Genomic DNA, 24,332 nt, shown 5'->3' with positions numbered 1-24,332 from the left:
GTTTCTCAACACCGTAACAAATGGACGTGATTCCTCCCGGCTCAAAGATGGCGTCTAAGGCATTCACAATTATTTATTATGCGGAACTTGGTAAGCCCTATGTGTTCCTTATATTTAAGGTATCGAAGCCGTAAGGCAGAGAAATGGCACAGAGGGTAGAGGAACGGGATAAAAAGCGAACGGCTCTGCTGTAATGGCGGGGCATAGGGGTTCAAGATTTGCCCTGACCCGAAAGGGTGCAGACTTATCCTACGGTATTTCATGGCAAAGAATGGAGGTAAACCTATGAACGGTAATAATTCAACGACGGAAACGCCAGTTTCTGAGAGATTATTGGACAGCAAGCGGCTTTCTATGCAGTGGAAAACTATCGACTGGAAGAAAGCGGAGCAGGAAGTTAATAGGCTGCAAGTCAGGATTGTCAAGGCAACTCAGGAAAAGAAATGGAACACAGTGAAGCGGCTTCAGTATCTACTGGCGCACTCGTTCTATGCAAAAGCACTCGCCGTAAGGCGTGTGACCACAAACAAAGGAAAGAAAACCGCAGGGGTGGACGGAGAAATCTGGTCAACACCTGCAATGAAGATGAGGGCTGTCATGTCATTGACAGACAAAGGCTACAAAGCAAAGCCGTTAAGACGTGTCTATATTGAGAAGAAAGATAAGAAAAAGAAACGTCCGTTAGGGATTCCAACTATGTATGACAGGGCAATGCAGGCGTTGTACGCTCTTGCATTAGAGCCAGTGGCAGAAACAACCGCCGACATGAAATCATTTGGTTTCAGAAAAGGGCGGTGCTGTCAGGACGCTTGCGAATATATTTTTGCGGCACTGTCACGCAAAGTATCGCCCGAATGGGTTTTAGAGGGCGACATCAAAGGATGTTTTGACAACATCAGCCATGAATGGCTGATAGAGAATATCCCTATGGACAAATCTATCTTGAAACAATTCCTGAAAGCAGGATTTATTTTCAAAGGTGAGCTGTTCCCGACAGAGGACGGCACTCCGCAGGGCGGCGTTATCTCGCCGATTCTTGCGAACATGGCACTGGACGGTATGCAGGAAATACTCATAAACCGCTTTGACTTAAGTGCAAAGGGGAAAGTGAGCGCCTTTGTCCACAACAAGAGCAAAGTCAACCTTGTGCGTTATGCTGATGATTTTATAGTCACGGCGGCAACAAAAGAGATTGCGGAGGAAGCCAAAGGGTTAATCCGTGAATTTCTGAAAACACGGGGGCTGGAACTGTCAGAAGAAAAGACGGTGATTACCCACATCAACGACGGATTCGATATGTTAGGCTGGACATTCCGAAAATTCAAGGGAAAGCTGATTGTGAAGCCGTCAAAGAAATCCATACAGGCAGTCGTGAGGAATTTATCTGACACGATACTGAAACGTGGGAAAGCATGGAATCAGGATGTGCTGATTATGAAACTGGACCAACAAATCCGAGGATGGACGAATTACCACCAGTCTGTGTGTGCGGCAGAAGCGTTTGCACATCTGGACTATATTCTCTATGAGTTATTGTGGAGATGGGCGAAAAGACGGCATCCGAAGAAAGGGCAATGGTGGGTTTCCACAAAGTATTGGCACCGCAGGGGCAACCAGAATTGGGTATTCTCTACGGACACAAAAGAGCTGATACGGGTAGACCATACGCCGATTGTCCGTCATACAAAAGTAAGGGAAGCAGCCAATCCGTTCCTTGATACGGAGTATTTCAAGCAACGCAAGTTTAATCAGGGAATGAAGAAACTTTCAGGAAGATTCAAACTAATCTGGAAGAATCAAAATGGCCGTTGCTATCACTGTGGAATGCCACTGGATATTTCGGACGAGAGGGAAATTTTCTTTAAAGTACCAAAGTCCTGCGGTGGCAAGGAGGAAGTGGCTAACATGGCGTATGTTCATGCTGACTGCCAACGAATCTATCTTGAGAGCCGCTCGAAAGAGTGATGAAATGCTTGAGCCGTATGAGTGGAAACGCTCATGTACGGTTCTTAGGCGAGAAAGGGCGGGTAACCGCCCCGACTTAGCCGACTAAGTTCCTCGTCATGGATACGGAGGAAGTCCAGTCCATAGAAATGAAAAATGCCAGGGGATCAGAAAAGGCATCCAAACCGGGTAATAATTCAGGATCAGATCAAACAACGGCTCCCAAGACAGGGGATGCCATGCATCTGCCGGTGGTTCTGCTTGTCGTATCCCTGCTTTCATTCACCCTACTTGTCGTGCTGCTGCTCCGCAGGAGAAGGAGATAGGCCAGAAAAGGTGAACCGCCCCATCAGATACAGAGATTCCGGCAGATCAGGTGCCTGAAAGTGCTTAAAAAGTGTGGAACATGCGACAAAGCGTGTCCAGGTGTACGGGGAAAGTACGGGAGTTGTGGCAGGAAGTGTTCACAAGTACCCGGTGGGAAGTGTTCGAAAGTCCCAGGAAAGTACACAAATGGAAACGAAGCGTGTCCTGTTGTGGAAAAAAGGGCTCCAAAACCGGAAATCTGCAGGAAAAAGTGTTCGAAAGTACCGGAAAAGTGCAGAATCTGAGACAATGGAAAGGGTTTTCCACAGGAGAGGTGTTCGAAACTCCGGGAGAAAGTGTTCGAAACTGCGTATGTGGGTTGTAGTGCAACGCTGTGTTTACAAACCAAGCGCAACGTCTTGTTTGCAGCCATAAGGAATAAAAAGAGAAAGCAGCAATAAAAAATACCGGGCAGGAGATGTCCCCTGGATTCAGGGAACGTCCCCTGCCCTTTTTGGAAAGGAAGGGATTGGTTATGAAACGATTTTATACAGCGGAATCCGTGACGGAAGGCCACCCGGATAAGCTCTGCGATCTGATCGCAGACAGCATCCTGGATGAGTGCCTGAAGCAGGACCCGGAGGCAAAAGTGGCATGCGAGGTGCTGGCGACCAGGGGGCATATCCTGATCGCCGGGGAGATCACCAGCAAATATGAACCCTATGTGCTCTGGACGGCAAAGGAAGTCCTGGAAAAGGTCGGATATCCATCCGGGGAGATCCACATGGAAGCACGGATCCACCACCAGAGCCCGGATATCGCCGGAGCGCTGGCATGCCCTTTGGAAAAACGGAAGAGGGTGCAAAAACCCGCCTTCGAATCCGAATACGGCGCAGGAGATCAGGGGGTCATGATCGGCTATGCCTGTGAGGAAACCCCGCAGAAAATGCCCATGCCTGCGGTGCTGGCAAACCGGATCACCGCGGAATTGTCCGCCTGCCGGAAGAGCCGGTATATCGAAGGGATCCTGCCGGATGGGAAAGCACAGGTGACGGTGGAATATGACAATGGAAAGCCCCTCCGTCTGGACAGCGTGGTGGTCTCCTGTCAGCATGAGGAAGAAAAAGATATGAGGAAGCTGGAGAAGGAGATCCGGGAGAAAGTACTCCTTCCGGCATTGCGCCTGCTCCCGCCGGATGAGAACACCCGGATCCTGGTCAATCCCTCCGGGCGGTTCGTGCAGGGCGGATTGGATGCCGATACCGGGCTCACCGGGAGGAAGCTGATGGTGGATGCCTATGGCAGCCAGGTGCCCCACGGAGGCGGGGCCTTTTCCGGAAAGGACGGGTCCAAAGCAGACCGCTCCGGGGCCTACATGGCAAGATACATTGCAAAAAATATGGTGGCCGCAGGGCTGGCCAGCCGGTGCCAGGTATCCCTGGGCTATGCCATCGGGGTGGCGCAGCCGGTGATGGTGCAGGTGGATACCTTCGGGACCGGCAAGGCCTGCGCGGATGACTGCTTGGCCCAGGCAGTTCCCCTGGTGTTCGAACTGACCCCGAAGCAGATCATCGACACCCTGCGTTTGAAACGACCTATCTTCCGCCAGACTGCCGCCTATGGGCATTTCGGCAGGAAGGAGTTCCCATGGGAACGCACTGACCGGGTGAAACAGCTCCGGGAGGCCCTGCTTTAATGCCCTGGTTTGGGGAAGAGCAGCTGGAAGCCGTCCGATCAGTGACGGCCATGGAGTATCTGCAAAAGCACCAGCCCGGTCGTCTGAAAAGATCCTCCGCAAGGAATGAATGGGAGCTGACCGACCATGACAGCTTCAAGATCAACGGGATCACCAGCAAATGGCATTGGAAGTCCAGGGACATCGGCGGGATCTCCGCATTGAATTTTCTGATCCGTGTAGACGGCATAGAGTTCCGGGAAGCGGTGGAGATGTTACTGCAGGAGAATCCCTCACTGGCTTGTCCGCCTGACCAGACGGAGGAAAGGCCGAAGAAGCCCTTTGTGCTGCCGGAGCCGTTCCGAAACTGCAGCCGTGTGCAGAGATACTTGAACAGCAGGGGGATCAGCAGTGAAGTGATCCGGTATTGCAGGAAGCTGGGGATTTTATATGAGAGCGCCCCGTACCACAATGCTGTTTTTGTTGGGATGGATGAAGCACAGAACCCCAGGTATGCCTTCCTGAGAGGAATTTATGAGAAAGACGGCAAGGCCTTCCGGATCGAGCAGGCCGGGAGTGAAAAGAAGTATGCGTTTTGTGTACCTCCAAGCGATGGGAGCATCCGGGTGGCAGTCTATGAAGCCTGCATTGACGCGTTGGCCCATATGACCTTGGAAGGAGGAAAAGCAGACAAATACCGCCTTGCGCTGGGAGGCATCAGCGCGCCGAAAGAAGCACGGAATGCAGGGGAAAAAGCACAGATCCAGGAAACCGGGGGAAGCAGAAATCAAAGGAATCCTGCGTGGAAGCACGCAAAGGATCCTCCGGCGCTGGTGCAGTTCCTGAAACTCCACCCGGAGGTTGAGGAGATCGAGATCTGCATGGACAATGATTTTGCCGGGAGATGGGCCTGCGGGCAGATCAAAGCGGCATATGGAACCCGTTACCGGATCCTGGAAAACCTGCCACAGACAGAGGGAGCGGACTATGGAGATCTGGCAGTGTGGGAGATGGAGCGGAAAAGAAGCCTGTCCAGGCAGAACGTGAGATGAATGAGAATGGGAGGTGAAGGACATCGCGGAGAAGTATATGAAAGAGGAACGAACAGAGGAAATGGAACCAACAGCAGAAAGGGAACAAGCGGTGGAAAGAGGATGGACATCCACAAGGGAAGCGCCGGAGACCTACAGGCTGAGGATCCCTGTGAGCGGCGTTTTCTATGGAGGCGGTCCGATGGGAACCAGGATCCCGTTGTCAGGAAAAGGGCTGAGGCATTACCCGCTGCAGATCCAGGCATTCCTCCATGAGATCGGAGGGCCGGGAGAAGGAACCCCGGCAGACAATGGGAGGCTTTTGGAAGAGGGGCTGATATCGGAGATCCGGGAAAAGATCGACTGGACGGATGTTTCCGTTTCCCGGGAAGGAAGTACCTTGTGTGGATGGCTCCAGATTCAGACAAAAGCACATCTTTCCGAAGAGGAATTACAGACGCTGTCCGCCTATGTGGAGGGCAGGTTTTCAGAAGGCTGGGGAGAGCATTTCGCAGACAGCAGGATCGCCGTTGCAGGAGGGATCCTGTGTTTTTGGTTTCGGCCGCCCGGAGTATATACATTTACCTTACAGAAGAAATATAAGATCACGGAGCATTCCCATCCCCGATACCCCTGGCTCCACCGGATCCAGGCACTGAAAACGGTCAATGAATGGATCGCGGCGGGGGATCTGGGAGGCTATGTCCAATCGGAACGGAACCTGTCCCAGGAGGGGGAATGCTGGATCTATGACGATGCGGTCTGCTGCGGGGAAGCCGTGATCCAAAAGGATGGAAAAGGATTTTCCCCGCTGATCGCCGGAAACAGCCAGATCTACGGGAGGGTCTGCGGGAGATATATCATCAAAGACACTATATTTCCGGGAGAAACCTATCAAAACCCTACGGAAGATGTTTTGATCATGGAGAACGGGAAACGGAATGTCCGGATGGAGGAGAAGAAGTTCCGGCCGCCAGAAAACTTTCAGCAAAGAGAAAGAGGAAAAAACGGCATGGAACGCTGATACAGAAATCCGACAGGGGAATAGGAATCCAGCCAAGATAGGAGATGAGGAACATAAAAAGCGGAAGGAATACGGAACAGATTACACCCCAGCAAGCAGAACGAACCCAGCCGGAACACGTCAAGCCCCAGCAAGCAGAACGGATCCAGCCGGAACAGGAGAACAGCCAGACAAAGAAATACATCCAGATGAAGCTCCTCAGCCCGCTGTCAGGGATCCATTTTCTCAAGGACAGCCAGGGATGGAGACACTACGTGGGCGACAGGGAGGGAGACCTGAATGGAAAGGATCTGGCAAGGTATGAGGAGGCGATCAAAAAGCAGGTGGACAGGGAGAACCAGCCGGAGATCCCGGGAGGCGATCCCTTTGACCCGATGGAGGATGAATTCCTCAGCCTGCCGCTCCGGGAGAAGACCGTGCGTGCCGGGATCTCCGTAGAAAAGATCAAAGATGTGCTGTACGGCTGTACCACGCTGCTTTTGAAAGCGCCATTGACTCCCCGGGAACTGGAGGAACTGTATGGGCATCTCACCATACAGTACAGTGACGGCTGGGGGGATTCGCTGGAGCAGACGGATATCCGGGTAGAGGACGGATTTATCAATGTCAGGTTTTGTGACACGTGGGACATAGACTTCTTCCTGCAGACGAACGAGGTAGAGGCACCCACCCCGGAGAGACGGAAAAGACCGGCTCCAGCAGACCAGAAGCCGATACCCCCGGATCCGGGAAAGCCCCGGTTGAAACTGCAGGTTCGTCTCCAGGAAGGAAATATTTTTTCTGTGCTGCCAGATGCCATCCAGCTGTTAAACCGGCATGGAAGGAGGGAGGAAGCACAAGGCCTGTATCACCGGGTTACGGAGACCGGGAACCGTTTTCAGGAGGCACTGGCAATCATCAGGGAATATGTAGAGATCGAACCGGTCAGTGCGAGAAAAACAGGAAATCTGAAAGAGCAGAAAACGAAAGGGAAGAAAACGGAAGGGAAGAAAACGAAACAGACAAAAGAGCAGGGGAGGTGAACCAGATGGGGAAAGAAACGGAGGCTGTATGGGATGGAATGGAAATGAAGATCCTGACGCCATTGACAGGCGATTTTTTCCAGGAGGAAGCATCCGATTGGGAAGAGGAAGTTGATCACGGCGGGGAACTGCTGGACGGCAGGGACCTCATGCCGTATATGGAAGCCATCCAGAAGCAGGTAGACCATGAGAATCGCCTGGAGGAAGGCGGAGAGGTCTGTAACCTGATGGAATATTTCCATGGCAGTGATCCCATCAAAGAAAAGGTGGAGTCTGCCATCGTTTCCGTAGAAAGTGCAGAAGGAGTTCTGTATGGCTGTACCACGTTAAGGATGAAAGAAAACCTGGAGGCGGGGGAACTGCAGGAACTGTGTGATTATATTACCGGCCAGTACAGCGATGGCTGGGGAGAAGCATTCGAACAGAGGGACATCCGGGTAGACGGCGGGACATTGAATGTACATTTCTGGCAGGGAACGGGAATGCAGTTCCGGATGCAGACAGCAGGGAAGAAACCGGATCCGGAAAATGAGAAAGCAGCAGATCCGGAGAAAGACGATACATGCGAACAAGTAAAAAAGGAACGTCCCAGGCTGCAGCTCATCGGCCATGAGGGAAATATCTTTTCTATCGTAGCTGACGCAGGCGGGCTGCTTTCCAGGAATGGCCAGAGAAAGGAAGCGGATGAGATGTATGACCGGGTTTTCCAGGCAGGCAGTTACCATGAGGCGCTGGGGATCATCAGTGAATATGTGGAAACGGAACTGAGCAGTGCCAGGGAAAAGAGAGATCAGAGAAAGCAGAAACAGAAGAAAAATCTGTGCCGATGAAAGATCCCATACACAAGGAATCCATGACACAGTTTATAAATACAGGAAAAAGAAAGGAAGGGATGCCTATGGAGAAAAGCTTGAAACTGGAGGAATTATTGAAAGAAGGGATGTACCCGGAGGAATCCGCAGGGGGAGAAGGCTGGAGGATCCTGCATGGGGATACGTTACAGCTGGTCAAAGCCTTCCGGCCGGAAATCTTTGACGCGGTAGTGACAGATCCGCCTTATGCTTCCGGCGGTACGAAGCAGAATGAGAGGAACCGGACTACGAACCAGAAATACAGCAGCATGCGTTCCGGAAATGCCCTGCCGGATTTTGACGGGGATAACAAGGACCAGCGATCCTGGACCCATTGGATGGCGGAGTGGCTTTTGGATGTCCGGAAAGCCTGCAAGAGCGGAGCGCCGATCTGTTTATTTATAGACTGGAGGCAGTACCCCTCCATCACCGATGCCCTGCAGTGGGCGGGCTGGATCTGGCGGGGGACGGCCGTATGGGATAAAGGAAGCTCCCGCCCCCAGAAAGGCCGTTTCCGCCAGCAGGCAGAATACATCGTGTGGGGGAGCAACGGCCCCATGCCGCTCAGCCGGCCGGTGGCGTGCTTACCGGGAGTATTCCGGTATGGGAATCCCCAGAACCGGATCCATGTGACGGAGAAGCCCCTGCAGCTGATGAAGGACGTGATCCAGATCTGTGAGCCGGGAGGGCGGATCTTAGACCCCTTTGCTGGTTCCGGGACCACCATCCTGGCTGCGGTGGAGGAAGGCTATGAGGCGGTGGGGATCGAAGTCACCGATACGTATTACGCCCTGGGGACGGAGCGGGTACGCTCTGCGCTGGAGACGGGCAGACAGGAGGAAGGCGGAGCCGATGAAGCAGGGAACTGAGATTGTGCTGGATTGGAAGCCAAACACAAGGTATGAAAAAACATGGAAAGCTCTGGCCAGGATGTGGGAACAGAAAACCAGAAAGAAAAAAGGGGGAAAACGGCATGGGTGATAAGATGGACTACCGGACATTCCAGGAGGAGATGAAAACGCTGGCAGAGAAAGCATTCCAGGAACAAGGGGATTATACCATTTCCTGGTATACAGCACAAAAAAATAATATTTCCAAGAGAGGGCTTATGGTCTCGGAACAGGGAACAGGGATCGGCATTACGGTCTATCTTGACGAGTACTACCAGGAGTACCTGCGGGGGGAAGCGCTTTCTCAGATCTGCGGCGAACTTGTGGATCTATGCCTGGAAAGTCAGCCCCCGGACATCACGGAATCCGAAGTGGCGGATTATGAAAAAATGAAAGGAAAGCTGAGGATCCGCCTGGCAGGCCGGGAACAGAATGCAGCCTATCTGGAAGAGGGGCCTTATCGAATGCATCCGGTGGGGGCAGAGGTCGTATATGTGGAGATTGCAAGGACCGAGGAGGGAAACTTTGGGATGCGTGTGACACACAAGAACCTGAAACAGTGGGGTGTGTCGGAGCAGGAGCTTTTTGAAACAGCCCTGGAAAATTCCCAAAAAGAAGATGGCATCAGATTCAAACCGCTTTGGTCAGAAATATACGAGATCTCTGGGCAGGAAATGCCGGAAGGGGAATCCATGGATCAGGACGGCCCGTATCTTCTTACCAACCAGTTTAGGGATCAAGGTGCGGCAGTCGTGTTGTATCCAGGAGTGCTGGAGGAGGTTTACAAAAAGATGGAAGGGGATTTCTATATCCTGCCCTCCAGTGTGCACGAGGTTTTGATTCTGTCCAAAGAGGCAGGCTTTACACCAGCGGAATTGAAACGGATGGTGATGGAGGTCAACCAGAAGCAGGTGGCTCCGGAGGAACGGCTGGGGAATGATGTCTACGAGTTCCAGGGTAAGACCGGCACACTGCAAAAATGTAAGATTGCAGAAAAGCAGATGGCCCGGTGAGATGGCCGGACATGTCTGAGACAGAACAGACATCCTATTGGATGCCCGGAAGAATCGTCAAAATAGGACAAGGTATCCAATAGGATGCTCAGAACAGCCATCAGAATAGAACAGGACATCCAATCGGATGCTCGAAACGGCTGTCAGAATGAAACAAGACATCCAATAGGATGCTCGAAATGGCCGTTAGAATGAGACAGGGCATCCAATCGGATGCTCGAAACGGCTGTCAGAGTGAAACAGGGTATCCAATCGGATGCTCAAAATGGCCGTCAGAATGGAACAGGGCATCCCATGGGATGCTCGAAAAGGCCGTTAGAATGAAACAAGGCATCCTATAGGATGCTCGAAATGGCCGTCAGAATGGAACAAGGCATCCCATAGGATGCTCAGAACGGCCGTCAGAATCAGATCAGGCATCCCATGGGATGCCTATGGAAGAAAGGAGGGATTGCAGCATGGAGAAAGCATTGGCTTATGTATGCTGTCCTGCAGACGTAGGAAAAGCAAAAATGCAGAAATACTGCCGGAAGATCTATGAACTGGGATATGTACCGATCTGTCCGCAGTTTGTTTTCGCTCCATATTTGGACGAAGGGGAGGCAGAGGATATGCAGGCGTTCCAGAGAATGTCCCATATGGTGCTCCGGAGATGCCGGATGGTGGTGGTCTGCGGAAAAGAGCTGACCGGAACGATGAACACGGAGATCAGCATGGCAGACCGGCTCCATATCATCTGCACCACGCTGGACGGGCTGGTCAGGATCAAGGAGGCACAGTAGATGGAAGAGAAGGAGAGACAGCGGCTGCGGACCGTATTTGACGGGCTCAGGCGATGGATCCAGGACATGGAAAATCTCAGAAATGTAGAGGGGATTGAAACACCGGAGATGGAAGATCCCTTGAGGAGAGGCCGCAAAAAGCTGGAAAAGCTGGGAAAGCAGCTGGGACTTTTAGATAGAATCGGATTACCGTGGTTCCAGTTTTATGAACTGATCGAGAATTCTATGTACGAGTTCCTCCCGGAGAAATATCAGACTTATCATGTCCGGATTGAGACGGTCATGGCCAACGGCCGGCAGGAGGATGTGCTGTATCTCTGGAAAGAGGGCCGGAAAAAGCTGCCGGGAATGCCCATCGGAGAATATACGGACCGTGTCGGGGACGGCGCAGATCCCTGGAGGATGATGGGGAAGATGGCACAGGATTATAAGAAACTGATCTGTCCGGAAAAGAAGCAGCAAAGGGAACGGTGAAAGCCTGCATGGAATCTGCCGGGTGGAGTGCCAACAAACGCTGGAACTGGTTTGGCAAGCATAGCGTTTGGATATCCCAAACGCAACTTTGGGGAGAACCCCAAGCCCCCGGAAGCAGAGAACACCATAGCATATAAAATTTAACAGAAAAATATCGTACCTGCTTTTCAGGACTAATTACAAAATGAGAAGGAGAAAAGAATGTTTATCGTATGGCTTATTGTCGGCATCCTGTTTGGCGGCATGGCAGGGATCCTAGCCATGTGCCTTTTGGCAGCCGGGGCAAAGTGTAACAGAGCGATGGCCCGTGCCAAACGGGAGATGGAGCGGAACGGTTATGGGAGGCGTAAGGTGATCCGGTTTGTCGACCACTTTAACAACAGCCTGTTCTGTATCCAGGACGGGGATCCCATCCAGCTGATCAACCAGAGGGGAGAGCGGCAGTTTAGCATCTGCCACTATCTGGATGATACCCATGTGAAGATTGATGGGAAGGCGTGGCAGCTCCAGGAGTTTGCAAAGGAAATGGCGAGGAATGACATCATTTTCATGCCCTTGACCATGCGGGCGTTGGAAGCGAAGGGAGGCCCGGCATTATTATGAGAAAAAGGGTTATAGCAGGCAATGTGGCATACGCAGCCATGGCAGGAGCCCTGCCCCTGAAGAAAGGCGGCGAGTAAAGATGGGGAAGCAAAAAAGCCGGACTGTCTACGCAGAATTCCACAGGAAGCCCCTGGACGGATGGGAATTGGCAGATCCGGTCTATCCAGGGGAAACATGGAAGGCACAGATAGAAAAAGGAGTCGAGCTTTCCAAAGAAACATTTGAACAATTCCAGGAAGAACTCTATAGGCATTACGAGTTCCTTTATGAAAACGGCGGCGATATGTATCTTGATGACGAGGGGCAGTGTGCCCACAGCCTCCTGGTCACCACACCGGAGCGCAGGGAAGGGATCCTGGTACAGTCAGAGGGTTTCCCCTATGTCCGGTATGGCGCGTATGTTCCGGACTGCGGAGTGTTTGACCTTTCCGCAATCCCATGGGAAAGCCATGTGCCGAGACAGACAGAACCGGAACAGAAGACAAAAAATAGAAAGCCGAAACAACAGAAACAGGAAAGGGGAGAACGATGAGGAAACGGAACCATGTGATACCCGTGCGGCTCAATGCCAAGGAGCTGCGGTATCTGGAGGAACAGGTGAAAAAGAGCGGGCTTTCCCGGGAGGAATATCTCCGCACCCTGATCATGGGGGCGGAAGTCCATGCCAAGCCCTGTGAGCATCACGGAGACCTGCTGCGGAAGATCGCAGGCTTATGCAACAACGCCAACCAGCTGGCCCATGTGGCCAACGCATCCGGTACGGCCAGCCCGGAGAACCTCCGGGAAATGCTGCGGATCTCCCGGGAGACCTGGCAGCTGGTAAAAGAGGAATGGTGACCGGGCTTGGCCTATACCAGTATCCTCCCGGTCCACCGTCTGGACCGCTCGATTGATTATATCAAGGATGAAAAGAAAACCAGGAAGAGATCCGAAGCCGCCGGTTCCTTAGAAGAGGCGGTGGACTATGCCATGAACCGGGAGAAAACAGAACTGGCGGTCTATGAGGATTCCATCGGATGTACCTGTGATTCTGCTTTTGCAGACATGGTGGCGACCAAGAAACGGTTCCACAAGCTGGGCGGCGTACAGGGCTACCACCTGATCCAGAGCTTTGCGGAAGGAGAGGTGACACCGGAACTGGCGCATCTGATCGGTCAGGAACTGGCGGATCAGCTATTAAAAGGCCGGTTTGAGGCCGTAGTTACCACGCATCTGAATACCGCCCATTATCATAACCACATCGTCTGTGCGCCCATAAGGGGCAGAGTAAATCCGCTTAGCAAGCGGCAGGCGCGAGGTTTCATGCCTGTGGTCAACGGCTAACCTGGATGGGGAAACCCAAAGGGAACAATAGCACGACCGTAAAGCTACGAGTTGGCAAGTTGTCATGCCACGACTGAGTAGCAAGACCAAAGTTCATATAAGGATAAAGCCTATACTGGTTAAACGGCAGTCCAAGGGACATTTGTGGTGGTCGTAACGGAAGACAGCTATATCCGTTGCGCTGCACATCTCCGTCAGGAAATACGACTGATAGGAGCGAAACCAATGTGCAGTCCGTATGTATCAGCATAAAAGGACGAAAACCGTATCCGACAATGAACACAGCTTTTTACTCTGTTACTAAATGGGGATTGCCTAAGTTGGAATGCTTGCGAGAGCTATGGGCACAGGTCCTGAATATCCAATATGGCAACGGAGCCGCCGTAGTAGTCCGAGCGTGTTAATGGCACGCACATGGCGAAGGGCGGCAGTTCATTCAATTCAGTACAAAAGAAAGGAAGGTGCGTGAGGCACTATGAGAAATCCAGAAAATGTATTGAACAGTCTGCAAGAGCATTCAGCTCAATCCGGCTATGTCTATGACAGGCTGTACCGTAATCTGTTCAACAAGGATTTTTTCTTACAGGCATATCAAAATATATATGCCAGTCAAGGAAACATGACCGCAGGAACAGATGGAAAAACTATTGACGCAATGAGCCTTGAAAGAATTGACAGGCTTATTGCAACCCTGAAAGATGAATCCTACCAACCCAAGCCGTCCAGACGGACATATATCCCTAAAAAGAACGGAAAACTCCGTCCACTGGGGATTCCGTCCATTGATGACAAGCTGGTACAGGAAATTGTCCGAATGCTGTTGGAATCAATCTACGAAGACAGCTTTGAGGATACCTCACATGGCTTTCGTCCTAACAGAAGTTGTCACACAGCTTTGAGAATGATTCAAAATCGCTTTGTCAGATGTAAATGGTTCGTAGAAGGAGATATAAAAGGCTTCTTCGACAATATCGATCACAATGTAATGATCGGTATTCTTCAAAAGAGAATTAAAGATGAGCGCTTTCTACGCCTTATCCGTAAATTTCTCAACGCAGGATATATGGAAGATAACCAACTGCACCAAAGCTACAGCGGTACCCCGCAGGGCGGCATTATCAGTCCCGTTCTTGCCAATATCTACCTCGACCAGTTCGACAAGTATGTGGCAGAGTTCAAGAAATTGTTTGACCATGGGGACAAACGAGCCATTAATGTGGAATATCGTAAGCTGAGCGACAAAAGAACCGGACTCAAGAGAAAATTGGAAAAAGCACAATCAGAGGAAGAAAGGCAAGTTCTTCTGGAAAGTATCCGGGAATTGGACAAGGTTCACAAAACCATTCCCTGCAAAAATCCGATGGACACAAACTTTCGTAGACTGCAATATGTCCGGTATGCTGATGACTTCATTATCGGTATCATCGGAGCCAAGAAAGACGCACAGGCTGTCAAGCAGATAATCGGCGCATATATCGCCGAACAGTTGAAATTAGAACTGTCGGACGAAAAGACGTTGGTGACCAAGGCAACAGACAGAGCAAAATTCTTAGGATTCGAAATCAGGGTCACACCGCAGAGCAATCATGCCAAGAAAACAAAAAGCGGCTTCAAGGCTAGAAACTACAGCGGTCATGTAATGCTGGAAGTTCCGACTCTTGTTATACAGAAGAAGTTGCTGGAACTGGGAGCCATGAGAATTGATGTCCATAATGGGACAGAGATATGGCACCCCACGCATCGTGGAAAACTTATTGGGCGAACAGATTTGAGTATCCTAGAACAGTACAACGGCGAGATACGAGGATTCTGCAATTATTATGCGATTGCAAACAATCGTTCTAAGCTCCATAAATTCCGCTATATCATGGAATACAGCTTTTACAAAACTTTGGCATGCAAATACCGTACGACAAAGCAGAGAATTATTGCACAGTATCGTATTGGAAAGGACATCGGCGTAAAATTTCAGGATAAGCACGGCAATGAACGGATTCGACTCCTATGGAAAGGCAGTCTTGCCAGAAATAAATATCCTTTGGGAAAAGAAGCGGACATTATTCATAAGCCGAAAGACACCCTAAAGAAGCCCAGCCTGGGAACACGATTGAAAGCAAATCGGTGTGAATGGTGCGGAAAAGAAACCCCGGCGTTGGTAATCCATCAAGTACGAACGCTAAAAGAGTTGGATGAAAGTCAACCATGGGCAGCTTTTATGAAGAAGATTAACCGGAAAACATTGGTGGTCTGCGAAAGCTGTCACACAAAGATTCACGGAGCAGACTGTGAATGGATGGAGAGCCGGATACAGCGAGAGTTGTAAGTCCGGTTCGGGGGCGAGTGCCCGGAAACCTACTACAGCAATGTGGAAAGGCGCTGGGTACTTAGCCTACTCAATTCCGTCAGTATGGCAGACGGGAAGAAATACCGTAGCAATGCTAAAAGCTATTATGAAGAGATCAGGAAGATATCCGACGGGCTTTGTCAGAAGTATGGCTTATCCGTCATTCAGGGAAATGGCAGCAAAGGAAAATCCTATGCCCAGTGGCAGGCAGAAAAAGACGGCAGGCCGACTTGGCGGACAGCGATCCGCATGGATATCCGGGAGGCCGTACAGGAGAGCTTCACATGGAAACAGTTCCTGGTACAGATGGAACACAAAGGATATGAGTGGAAGCTGGATCGGAAATATCCCGCCCTAAAGGCTCCCGGCATGGAGCGGTTTGTACGCTTAAAAAGTCTGGGGACAAATTATACGGAGGATAAGATCCGGGAATGGATCTTAAAGCCGAAAGAAATCAAACACACCCGGTCAACCCGGCCGAAATCCGGAGAATGGAGCCAGAAGCAGGGCAGCAAAAGTGCCGCGCCAAAGAGGAAGCTCACCGGCCTGCAGGCGCTGTACTATTCCTATCTTTATCAGATGGGCGTCCTGAAAAAGCGTCCGCCAAGAATCTCCTATCTGGTGCGGGAGGATATCCGGCGGTTAGACAAACGGGTGGAACAGATGGAATTTCTACAGAAGCATGGGATCACTACCCGTGAACAGCTCTCCGGGTTCCGTAGTCCCAGAGAAGAGCAGGTGGTATCGCTTTTAAAAGAGCGCCGGAGGCTTTACCGGATACAACCGGATTCACCAAGGATTGGCGAGATCTCGGATCAGCTGAAAAAACTCAGAAGGGAGATCAAAATGTCCATACAGATTGAAACACATTCCAGGGAAATGGAGGAACGGATACGCCAGGCAGAGCAGCAGGATACACAGAAAAAGAATCAACTATCAGGGAGGAAAACGGATGTCAGAAATGAACGGGAAGGAAAAGGAACAAAATAGTATAGGATCCATGGATACAGCGCTATCAGATATAGCACGATCAGATACAGCACCATCAGATATAACGCAATCAGATACAGCACCATCAGAAGCAGGAACTGATGAGACCCATACAGGCTACACAGGAATTCCGGTCACCTATTATCCGATCAACGAAACTGCCGCCCGCAGGGCGAAAGAAATGAACAGCTTTTTTGACTACCAGCCCGGAAGCGCGACAAAAGAATACCGGCACTGTGTGGATGAGGCTGTGAAGATCGCGGAGCAGCAGAAGGAACGGGCGGATCCCATTTACCATGAAAAGATCGACCGTCTTGTAGATCACTATGCCCGGAAGCTGGCCGACAACATGAACAAAGGATATGACATCGCAGCCCGCGTGCCGTCCGTGATGATCGCAGGCGCTTCTAACTTTCCTGTACGGAAAAAAGAAAAGCAGAATGCGGCAAGTGATAAAAACATGGAGGAATGGCGGCAGATCCAGGGGCTTCTGGATCAGATCCGAAGTACCGGGATGGGCGGTATCCGATCCGACCATCCCCATGCGGTGGAGCTGTTGGAGCAGAAGCTGGGACGGTTAGAGAGCACCCAGAAGCTGATGAAGGATGTGAATGCCTTTTACAGGAAAAATAAGACTCTGGACGGATGCCCCCTGTTGGACGGGGAACGGATTCACAGGCTCAAGGCTTCCATGGAGCGATCCTGGCATCCGGAACCGAAGCCTTTCCCCTCCTATCAGCTCACCAATAATAACGCGGAGATTCGGCGTCTGAAACACCGCATCGAGGAATTGAAGCAGAATGCGGAGGTAGGATTCTGCGGATGGGAGTTTGACGGAGGGGAGGCGGTGGCGAACCAGGATGCGGGACGGCTGCAGCTCTTATTTGAAGAGAAGCCCAGTGCAGAACACCGCGCCCAGCTGAAAGCAAACGGATTCCGGTGGGCCCCAAAGGAAGGGGCCTGGCAGAGGCTGCTGAACCGGCAGGCGGTCTACGCTGCGGAACGGATGGAATTCCTCCGTCCGCTTTCCGGACAGACGCCCAGCGAACTGCAGCCCAAAGCAGAGAAAAAGCCGGAAAGATCCATGCAGCGTTGAAGAAGCACAGATCATGAGCAGGAGTTGATGAAAAAAATGCTTTGTGAGCAGAACAGCGGAGATGAGAATACATTTCCAGTCAGTTCAGTAAATGACAGAAAAGAGAGAGGAGGGAGCGCGATATGAACCTTGGAGGTGAGGCGGCAGATCAGGTCGTCCGTTATTCTTTGGAGGGGATCGACCATGGGTTAAGGCTGTCCGGTACGATGGCAAAGAACCTGGCGGTTTTTCTGGCGGCGGTCATGAAAAACAACCAGAAGAGCTACGGCAGGATCTCCATGGCACGGATGCTGAGGGAGAACCGGCCATTGAAATTTTTCACGGTTCCATCAAACAGGATCTATGAATTCGCAAAGGAAGCCAAAAAGAGGGGCCTCCCCTATGTGGTGATCCGTGACCGGAAAAATCCAAAACTATGCGAGCTGATGGTCTTTGCCGATGACGCGGCAAAGGTGAACCGGGTGATGGACCAGATGGAGCTGGATTTCCTGAAGTCGGAAAATGGGGAAGCCGTGCAGGAGAATGTGAGGGAAATAGAACGGATGGATCCATTCGGGAATTCCCAGGAAGCAGAAAGAACCGCCCAGACGAAAAAGAATTCCAGAAAAGCAGAAGGAACAACACAGTCAGGGATAGATTCTACAGTAAAAACCGAAACCATGGAGATGCCGGAGGGCGAGATCCAATTCGAGCTCAGCGATTTTGAGGATGATTTCAATGTCGGGGAACTGCCGGGCATGGGCAGATCTGAAATGAGCGGATATGGAATGGACGAAACTGAAATGGAAAATTTTACCAAGGCGCAGGAGGGAAGGAATCTGTCCGAACCTTCCTCGCGCAGCAACGGTATTTCTTCCGGACAGGGGGAGCAGAGTAAAAAGCCCTCGGTGCGGAAGGAACTGGAGCAGATCCGGCAGGAAAAGCAAGAGGCGGGAAAGAAGCGGGCTCAGAAGGACAAAAGCCGCGGGAATGGAAACCGCCGAAGCAGAAAGAAAATGAAGATCAAAGAGAAAGGAAGGTGATGGGATGGATTTATCACAGTATTTGCAGAATAGGGCAGACACCCCGGCAGATGCGGGTCAGCAGTTATCGAAGGAAGAATACGCAGCCATGAAGAAACAGGAACGGGAGGAAGTCTGGGCAGAGGTGGATTCCAAAGCCCAGGAAGTCTTCCGGGACGGGGAATCCTTAAAGGGTTTCTTAAATTTCATGGCCCGGTGCAAGCCGCAGAAGGCAGCCAACCTCCTGCTCCTGTACAGCCAGAACCCAGAGATCCGTCAGGTCAAGACCTTCGATGGATGGAAGAAGGAGCATAAGACCCTGCGGGCAGGGGCACACGGCTATACCTTTATTGCGGACCAGAAATATGAAAAGGACGGGGAGACCCGTCAGGGGTATGTGATCTGCAAAGCCTATGACATCAGCCAGATCCGCACGAAGCAGCCGGAACCGCCGGAGCCAAAGCCAATCCAGACGCTGATGGGCGCCCTGTTAAAAGATACGGAAACGAAGATTTGTATTGCAGACAACCTGCCGGACCAGGTGCAGGCCCAGTATATCCCCAGGGAGCGGACCATCTACGTGCGCAACGGCATGAGCGAGGAAGTGACCTTCCATGCCATCAACCGGGAGCTGGCCTGCGCTGCCATGGATGCCCATGACGGCACGTACAGCCGCACGCAGGCTGCCCCCCAGGCGTTCTGCGCGGCCTATGTCATGGCAGAAAAGTATGGGGTGGACCATTCCGGGTTCCAGTTCGACAAGATCTGTCAGATGCAGGATTATGGGAATAAGGAACCCCAGGAGCTCCGGGCGTTTATCGGCAATGTGAAAAATGCGGTGTACACGATCTCCCGGCATATCAACCGCAACTTAGGCCAGCCGGAGCAGGAATTCATGCCGGATGAATTTTCTGTATCCGAAGGAATGAAGGGAGAGGTACAGCCGCCGGAGATACCCAAGGCGGAGGAACCGGAAGAAAAGAACCAGAAGCAGAAAGGCAGGAAATCCAAGAAGCAGGCGGAACGATAGAAAATGTGTCGTTACTGTTTACTCCCCAGCCAATCACTACGCTGATTGGCTGGGGGGATGCATGCTGCGCCTTGAATAGAATTCAGCCCCTCGCCGAAGGCGACTTAAAATAGGCTGAATTCGCTACAGTTCGCTGGCTGGCCAGTGAACTGTAACAATGTGTCCGAAAGTTCACATTCTAATCCGTCATTTGTATTGACATTTCGTATCATCTGTCATAGACTTATTTATGCGGATGGTGTTCCGATACAGAGAAGCCATTTATAAAAAACATCCTACCTGAGAGGATATCTCCGATCAGGGTATATTCTATTGTCTTGTTTTATCTTTCCTGCTATCCGGGAGATTTTCAAAACTGCTATAGAGAAAAAACAAACAAAATATTTTTAGTAAAACCGCATTGTCTGCAAAGATGATTTTTGATATAGTTATAGTAAAGAAGGTTTCCCTGTAAGGTTTTACGGAAAGGATAAAGGATATGGGTACAGAAAACTTGAAACAGGCTCCGGAAACTGTGGAGCCCGAAGCACAGACCCTTGCCATCCAGCATGAAGACGTGGCTTTAAAGACGGCCTTCAGGTATTTTTCGGATGTGTTGCTGCCGTATTTCGGGATCAAGGGGAAAGCCGTGGGGATTGCGGCAACGGAATTGGTGCATCTGGACGTAAAGGTCTTCCACGAAGACTTTAACTTTGACATGGAAGACGGCTCATGTGCGCATTTTGAGTTCCAGAGCACAAACGAAGGGCTGGAGGGCTTAAAGAGATTCCGGGCCTACGAGGCGCTGTATAGCTACCAGCATAAGGTTCCGGTCACCACTTATGTGCTGTTTTCCGGGAAGATCCAAAAGCCGATGGCGGAATTTACAGAGGGCGTAAATACATACCGCATCGTCCCGATTACAATGCAGAGCCGCAATGCGAACCAGGTGATCAGGGAGCTTCAGGAGAAGCAGGAATGCGGCGGGAAACTTACGAAGGAGGATCTGGTTCCGCTGACGCTCTGCCTGTTGATGGGCGGGGAGATGCCCCTAAAAGACAGGGTGGAGGAAGCGTACCGGATCACACGGGGGGCAGGCTCTGTCGGACAGGATGAGCAGGATAAGATTGAGGCAGTATTGTATATCATGGCGGATAAATTTTTAGAGTCCGCTGAGAAGAAAGAATTGATGGAGGCGGTTGGAATGACAGAATTGGGACAGTTACTGGTGAATAGAGGGATTGAACAGGGAATCGAACAGGGAATCGTGCAGGGAATCGAACAGGGAAGTGAGCAGGAAAAAATAAAAATTGCTAAAAACCTGATTGGGACTCTGGATGAGAGGATCATTGCGGAAAAGACAGATCTTCCGTTGAAAACGGTACTGGAATTAAAGAAGAAAGCAGCCGTTCCTATGGCGTAACCTTTTCAACTTTATTACGCTGTTTGTTATGAGATGGAATAGAAGAACAAAAATAGAATCATTGATCGAAAGCCACAGACTTCTAAAAAAGAGGCCTGTGGCTTTTATTATTATGAAGTATCCGGCAAAACGCGCCAGTGACATTTTTTGCTGGATTGTCTCACAGGATGCAGGAAAAGCTGCAAATAGCGGGTTTCCTGTGTCATTCAATAAGTGAAGAGATGAAAGAGAGGTAGATTGATTGACAAATAGGAAAACAAAAAGAGTAATTTCAGGCCTGCTGGCTGCCGTAACAATCCTGTCAGCCTTGATCCAGCCAGCTTCGGCTTTGGCAGAGGATCCGGAGCCGACAGCCTATGAAGCAGAGTATCCGGCATTGGAAGCCATTCGGTCAGTACTGGCAGAGGATGAGATCGTGACGGCAGGAGATCACGAAATTGAAGCCGGGAGCAGCTTTGACATAGAGTATGATTTTTCCGGCATGGAGATTCCGGAAGAGAAGGTAAGGGTGAAATTCCACGAAGCAAAGAACCAGTCCGGGCAGGACTTTGACACGGATCGGCCAGACTCATACAAAGCAGTATATTTTGTGGAGCCTGTGAGCGGAAATCCATCTTACCATATCTGCCGGAATATCATCGTTAAAGAAATCCCGGGTGCATTACAGTCAGAATCTATGTCTGAAAACAGCCAGGGAGAACCGTTCGGGGAGCCTAGTCAGGACAATGAGGAATTCGGACCGGACACGGAGGCTCCGGATTTTGAAGGCCTGGAATCCGTCTCATCAGACTCCCTGACAGAAGCACAGATGGAAGCCGTCATAGAGGATATGGAGCAGTCTGAGGATGCCCATGAACACGCAGAGCAGATCGCGGAGGACGGCGGCCTGCTGCTGTTTTCCATGGATACCAGGACCACAGCCAAAAGATCCAGGGCCGCCTCGGGAAGCGCCTCCCTGGTGACAGGCGCGCAGGTCTTCTATCCCACCAATCTGGGAAACTACTCCACCAACATGTTCACCGTGAATGGAAGGATCGCATACTGCCTGGAATCCGCCAAGGGCACACCGGCTACGGGGAGCTACGCGTCCCAGGTCCTGGAGAGCAATCCCAACCTGCAGAAAACCCTGTACTATGGATACGGCGGCGCCGGGGATCTGACCGACCAGTTCATGCCCCAGTTCGGGGGCGAACTGAAATACGTGTTCACCCACATCGCGGCCAGTTATTTCTACTGCGGCATCGACGGGTTTGAGGGCTGTACCATGGAAGACCTGCAGGAATGCGGGGTATTGGGATGGATCAATTACCTGGCGGACCAGCCAGCGCCCCCAGACCCATATCTGAGCCTGTCAAAAACCGCACTGAAAGCAACCGGCAACGGCTCGGAGCAGCGGACAGAAAGTATCTGGCTGGAAGGGGATTCCAGAAACAGCATTACCTTAAGAATCCCGGAAAACGTGACGTTCCATAACGAGGATAGCAGAGAAACTCAGACCGGCGGAAGCGTCCGGATCTCCGGAGGAACCAGTTTCTATTTCACCGCCCCCATGAGTGTCAGCGGCACCTGGGATACCGGAGAAATGCGGGGGAGCCTGCGGACCATCTGGAAAGCCCTGGTGGTATCCACCGGGGACGCCAACCAGGATATCGGAAGCTATTATGAGGAAGAGAGCGGGAATTCGGTCCGCTTTTCCGTACAGTGGATGGATCTTACCAGGGTGAAGGTGGTCAAGGTGGATTCGGCTTCCAACGCAAAGCTGGCAGGAGCGGTGTTCGGGATCTATCAGGAGGAAGCCTGCCGGAACCTGATCGCGACCATGCCTGCCACCAACCGGAATGGGGAATCCGAAGTGGAGATCGCAAAGACCCAGGATACGGTCTATTTGAAAGAGATCACCGCGCCTTCCGGATATCGGTACAATGCCACCGCCTACCGGGTGGCACTCAAGACAAACCAGACCGTTTCCACTACGGTCCCGGATATCGAACAGCTGGGAAACCTGACCATTTATAAAGAGGGGGAAGTCCTGACCGGAGCCGCTCCTCATGAAAACGGGCTTACATTCCAGTATGGGAACCGGAAGCAAAAAGGAGCTGTATTTAACGTCTATGCGGCGAGGGATATCGTGACACCTTCCGGAACGGTAGTATTCAAATCCGGACAGCTGGTCGCAGAGAACCTGGAGACCGGGGCGGATGGTTCCGTCACGGTAAAGAACCTGCACCTGGGAACCTACCGGGTAACGGAGGTTCAGGCCCCGAAAGGATTTTACAATGCAAAGGAAACGAAGGAGGTCGTGATCGCATATGCCGGGCAGACGGCAGAAACGGCCTTTTCCACTGCCACCTTCCAGAATGACCGCCAGAAAGCGGAGGTGAGCATCGTAAAGAAGGATCAGGATACGATGAACGGTCTGGCCGGAGGTGTGTTTGGATTATACGCATCGGAAAGCATCAAGAATGCAGACGGAAATCCGGTTGCAGAAAAAGATGCATTGATTGAGAAAGCCACCACTGGCACGGATGGAAATGCCGTATTCACTGCGGACCTTCCCATCGGATTTGGTTACTATGTGAAGGAGATCCAGGCCCCGCCAAACTATTTGAAGAATGAGGAGGATACATACGCCTTCCGGTTTGAAGCAGCAAACGGCAGTGAGGCGAAGGTGTCCTTTGCCCATACATTTACCAATGAACGGGCCAGTGCCACGATCCGGCTCATGAAAGTGGACAAAGAAACAGGCGAAAGTATCCCCCAGGGAGACGCTTCGCTGGAGCATGCGGTCTATGGGCTGTATGCAAGGAAGGACATCCTTCATCCGGACGCAAAGACCGGTGTACTTTACCAGGCCGGGGAACAGGTTGCCACACTGACCACGGATGAAGAGGGAAAAGCGGAGATAGACGGCCTGTATCTGGGAGAATATTTCGTAAAGGAGATCACCCCGCCAGCCGGTTACCTGACCGATGAAACCGAGTATGATCTGGTCTGCAGCTACGAAGGGGAGCTTTCCGCTGTCATTGAGAGGGACTGTACCTCCCCAGACCAGGTGATCAAACAGCCCTTCCAGATCGTGAAAGCAGCAAACAGCGGGGAAACGGACGCGGGCCTGCTTGCAGGGGCAGGATTTACGGCTTATCTGGTTTCTTCCCTGCATACAAAGGAAGACGGGGGATACGATTTTGATTCGGCAGCCCCGGTGGTGCTTGGAGCCAACGGGGAGACCGAGATCTTTACCGATGAAAACGGCTATGCCTGCAGTATTCCGCTGCCCTTTGGCACGTACCTCGTGCGGGAGACCACGGTTCCCCAGAACTATAAGCCGGTCAAGGACTTTTTGGTCCACATCACAGAGAACCATCCCGATACGCCCCAGGCCTGGCGGGTGCTTTTGGATGAGGAATTCGAGGCAAAGTTGCGGATCATAAAGAAGGATGACGAGACGAAGAAACCCGTCTTAGTGAAAAATGCGGAGTTCAAGATCTATGACCTGGACCGGGAGGCTTATGTGGAGCAGGTGACCACCTA

The 24,332-nt window shown here is 51.5% G+C and carries 21 protein-coding genes and 2 pseudogenes; all 23 read left to right on the top strand.

Annotated features, from left to right (window positions below; genetic code table 11):
* The first annotated feature begins 285 nt into the window (after positions 1–285).
* Positions 286–1,965: a group II intron reverse transcriptase/maturase gene (gene ltrA / locus ACTOY7_RS13715; RefSeq protein WP_482672696.1), complete on the top strand. Its 1,680-nt coding sequence runs from the start codon at positions 286–288 to the stop codon at positions 1,963–1,965.
* Positions 1,966–2,063: 98 nt separating this feature from the next.
* Positions 2,064–2,270, top strand: coding sequence for an LPXTG cell wall anchor domain-containing protein (locus tag ACTOY7_RS13710; RefSeq protein ID WP_482672315.1), 207 nt, complete (start codon positions 2,064–2,066; stop codon positions 2,268–2,270).
* 515 nt (positions 2,271–2,785) lie between these two features.
* Positions 2,786–3,946: a methionine adenosyltransferase gene (gene metK / locus ACTOY7_RS13705; protein WP_482671428.1), complete on the top strand. Its 1,161-nt coding sequence runs from the start codon at positions 2,786–2,788 to the stop codon at positions 3,944–3,946.
* Positions 3,946–4,977, top strand: a complete 1,032-nt coding sequence (locus tag ACTOY7_RS13700; RefSeq protein ID WP_482671427.1) for a DUF3991 domain-containing protein — start codon at positions 3,946–3,948, stop codon at positions 4,975–4,977. Before metK ends, ACTOY7_RS13700 begins: the two co-directional genes overlap by 1 nt.
* A gap of 13 nt (positions 4,978–4,990) precedes the next feature.
* Positions 4,991–5,980, top strand: coding sequence for a hypothetical protein (locus ACTOY7_RS13695; protein ID WP_482672695.1), 990 nt, complete (start codon positions 4,991–4,993; stop codon positions 5,978–5,980).
* 44 nt (positions 5,981–6,024) lie between these two features.
* On the top strand, positions 6,025–7,002 hold the full coding sequence (locus tag ACTOY7_RS13690; RefSeq protein WP_482671425.1) for a hypothetical protein: 978 nt from the start codon (positions 6,025–6,027) through the stop codon (positions 7,000–7,002).
* Between the two features lie 5 nt (positions 7,003–7,007).
* A complete protein-coding gene (locus ACTOY7_RS13685; RefSeq protein ID WP_482671424.1) occupies positions 7,008–7,832 on the top strand; it encodes a hypothetical protein in 825 nt (274 codons plus the stop codon).
* 68 nt (positions 7,833–7,900) lie between these two features.
* Positions 7,901–8,722: a DNA-methyltransferase gene (locus ACTOY7_RS13680; RefSeq protein ID WP_482671423.1), complete on the top strand. Its 822-nt coding sequence runs from the start codon at positions 7,901–7,903 to the stop codon at positions 8,720–8,722.
* Positions 8,706–8,834 carry a hypothetical protein gene (locus ACTOY7_RS13675; RefSeq protein WP_482671422.1) on the top strand — a complete coding sequence of 43 codons (129 nt, stop codon included), beginning with the start codon at positions 8,706–8,708 and terminating at the stop codon, positions 8,832–8,834. Before ACTOY7_RS13680 ends, ACTOY7_RS13675 begins: the two co-directional genes overlap by 17 nt.
* On the top strand, positions 8,827–9,756 hold the full coding sequence (locus tag ACTOY7_RS13670) for a DUF5688 family protein (protein ID WP_482671421.1): 930 nt from the start codon (positions 8,827–8,829) through the stop codon (positions 9,754–9,756). The genes ACTOY7_RS13675 and ACTOY7_RS13670 overlap by 8 nt, the downstream gene beginning before the upstream one ends.
* A 458-nt stretch (positions 9,757–10,214) precedes the next feature.
* Entirely contained in the window at positions 10,215–10,538 is a 324-nt protein-coding gene (locus tag ACTOY7_RS13665; protein ID WP_482671420.1) for a DUF7768 domain-containing protein, read from the top strand.
* Positions 10,539–11,012, top strand: a complete 474-nt coding sequence (locus ACTOY7_RS13660) for a hypothetical protein (RefSeq protein ID WP_482671419.1) — start codon at positions 10,539–10,541, stop codon at positions 11,010–11,012. It begins immediately after the preceding gene.
* Positions 11,013–11,213: 201 nt separating this feature from the next.
* Positions 11,214–11,615, top strand: coding sequence for a hypothetical protein (locus tag ACTOY7_RS13655; protein ID WP_482671418.1), 402 nt, complete (start codon positions 11,214–11,216; stop codon positions 11,613–11,615).
* 79 nt (positions 11,616–11,694) lie between these two features.
* On the top strand, positions 11,695–12,147 hold the full coding sequence (locus ACTOY7_RS13650; protein ID WP_482671417.1) for a DUF6329 domain-containing protein: 453 nt from the start codon (positions 11,695–11,697) through the stop codon (positions 12,145–12,147).
* Entirely contained in the window at positions 12,144–12,452 is a 309-nt protein-coding gene (locus ACTOY7_RS13645; RefSeq protein ID WP_302168304.1) for a plasmid mobilization protein, read from the top strand. Before ACTOY7_RS13650 ends, ACTOY7_RS13645 begins: the two co-directional genes overlap by 4 nt.
* Before the next feature lie 6 nt (positions 12,453–12,458).
* A pseudogene (locus ACTOY7_RS13640) lies at positions 12,459–12,860 on the top strand (relaxase/mobilization nuclease domain-containing protein); the annotation flags it as partial.
* Positions 12,861–13,413: 553 nt separating this feature from the next.
* Positions 13,414–15,261, top strand: a complete 1,848-nt coding sequence (locus ACTOY7_RS13635; protein ID WP_482671416.1) for a reverse transcriptase domain-containing protein — start codon at positions 13,414–13,416, stop codon at positions 15,259–15,261.
* Between the two features lie 66 nt (positions 15,262–15,327).
* Positions 15,328–16,272: pseudogene (locus ACTOY7_RS13630) on the top strand (relaxase family protein); the annotation flags it as partial.
* A gap of 181 nt (positions 16,273–16,453) precedes the next feature.
* A complete protein-coding gene (locus ACTOY7_RS13625) occupies positions 16,454–17,368 on the top strand; it encodes a DUF8626 domain-containing protein (RefSeq protein ID WP_482671415.1) in 915 nt (304 codons plus the stop codon).
* A 122-nt stretch (positions 17,369–17,490) separates the two neighbouring features.
* Positions 17,491–18,390 carry a PcfB family protein gene (locus ACTOY7_RS13620; protein ID WP_482671414.1) on the top strand — a complete coding sequence of 300 codons (900 nt, stop codon included), beginning with the start codon at positions 17,491–17,493 and terminating at the stop codon, positions 18,388–18,390.
* Positions 18,391–18,394: 4 nt separating this feature from the next.
* Positions 18,395–19,399 (top strand): ArdC family protein, encoded by a 1,005-nt coding sequence (locus ACTOY7_RS13615; RefSeq protein ID WP_482671413.1) that lies wholly within the window; start codon positions 18,395–18,397, stop codon positions 19,397–19,399.
* Between the two features lie 478 nt (positions 19,400–19,877).
* Positions 19,878–20,801 carry an RpnC/YadD family protein gene (locus tag ACTOY7_RS13610; protein ID WP_482672314.1) on the top strand — a complete coding sequence of 308 codons (924 nt, stop codon included), beginning with the start codon at positions 19,878–19,880 and terminating at the stop codon, positions 20,799–20,801.
* A 241-nt stretch (positions 20,802–21,042) separates the two neighbouring features.
* A partial coding sequence (locus ACTOY7_RS13605; RefSeq protein ID WP_482672694.1) for a SpaA isopeptide-forming pilin-related protein occupies positions 21,043–24,332 on the top strand: 3,290 nt, incomplete at its 3' end.

Source organism: Schaedlerella sp. (assembly GCF_056796775.1).
This window is presented reverse-complemented; position numbering and strand designations above follow the sequence as displayed.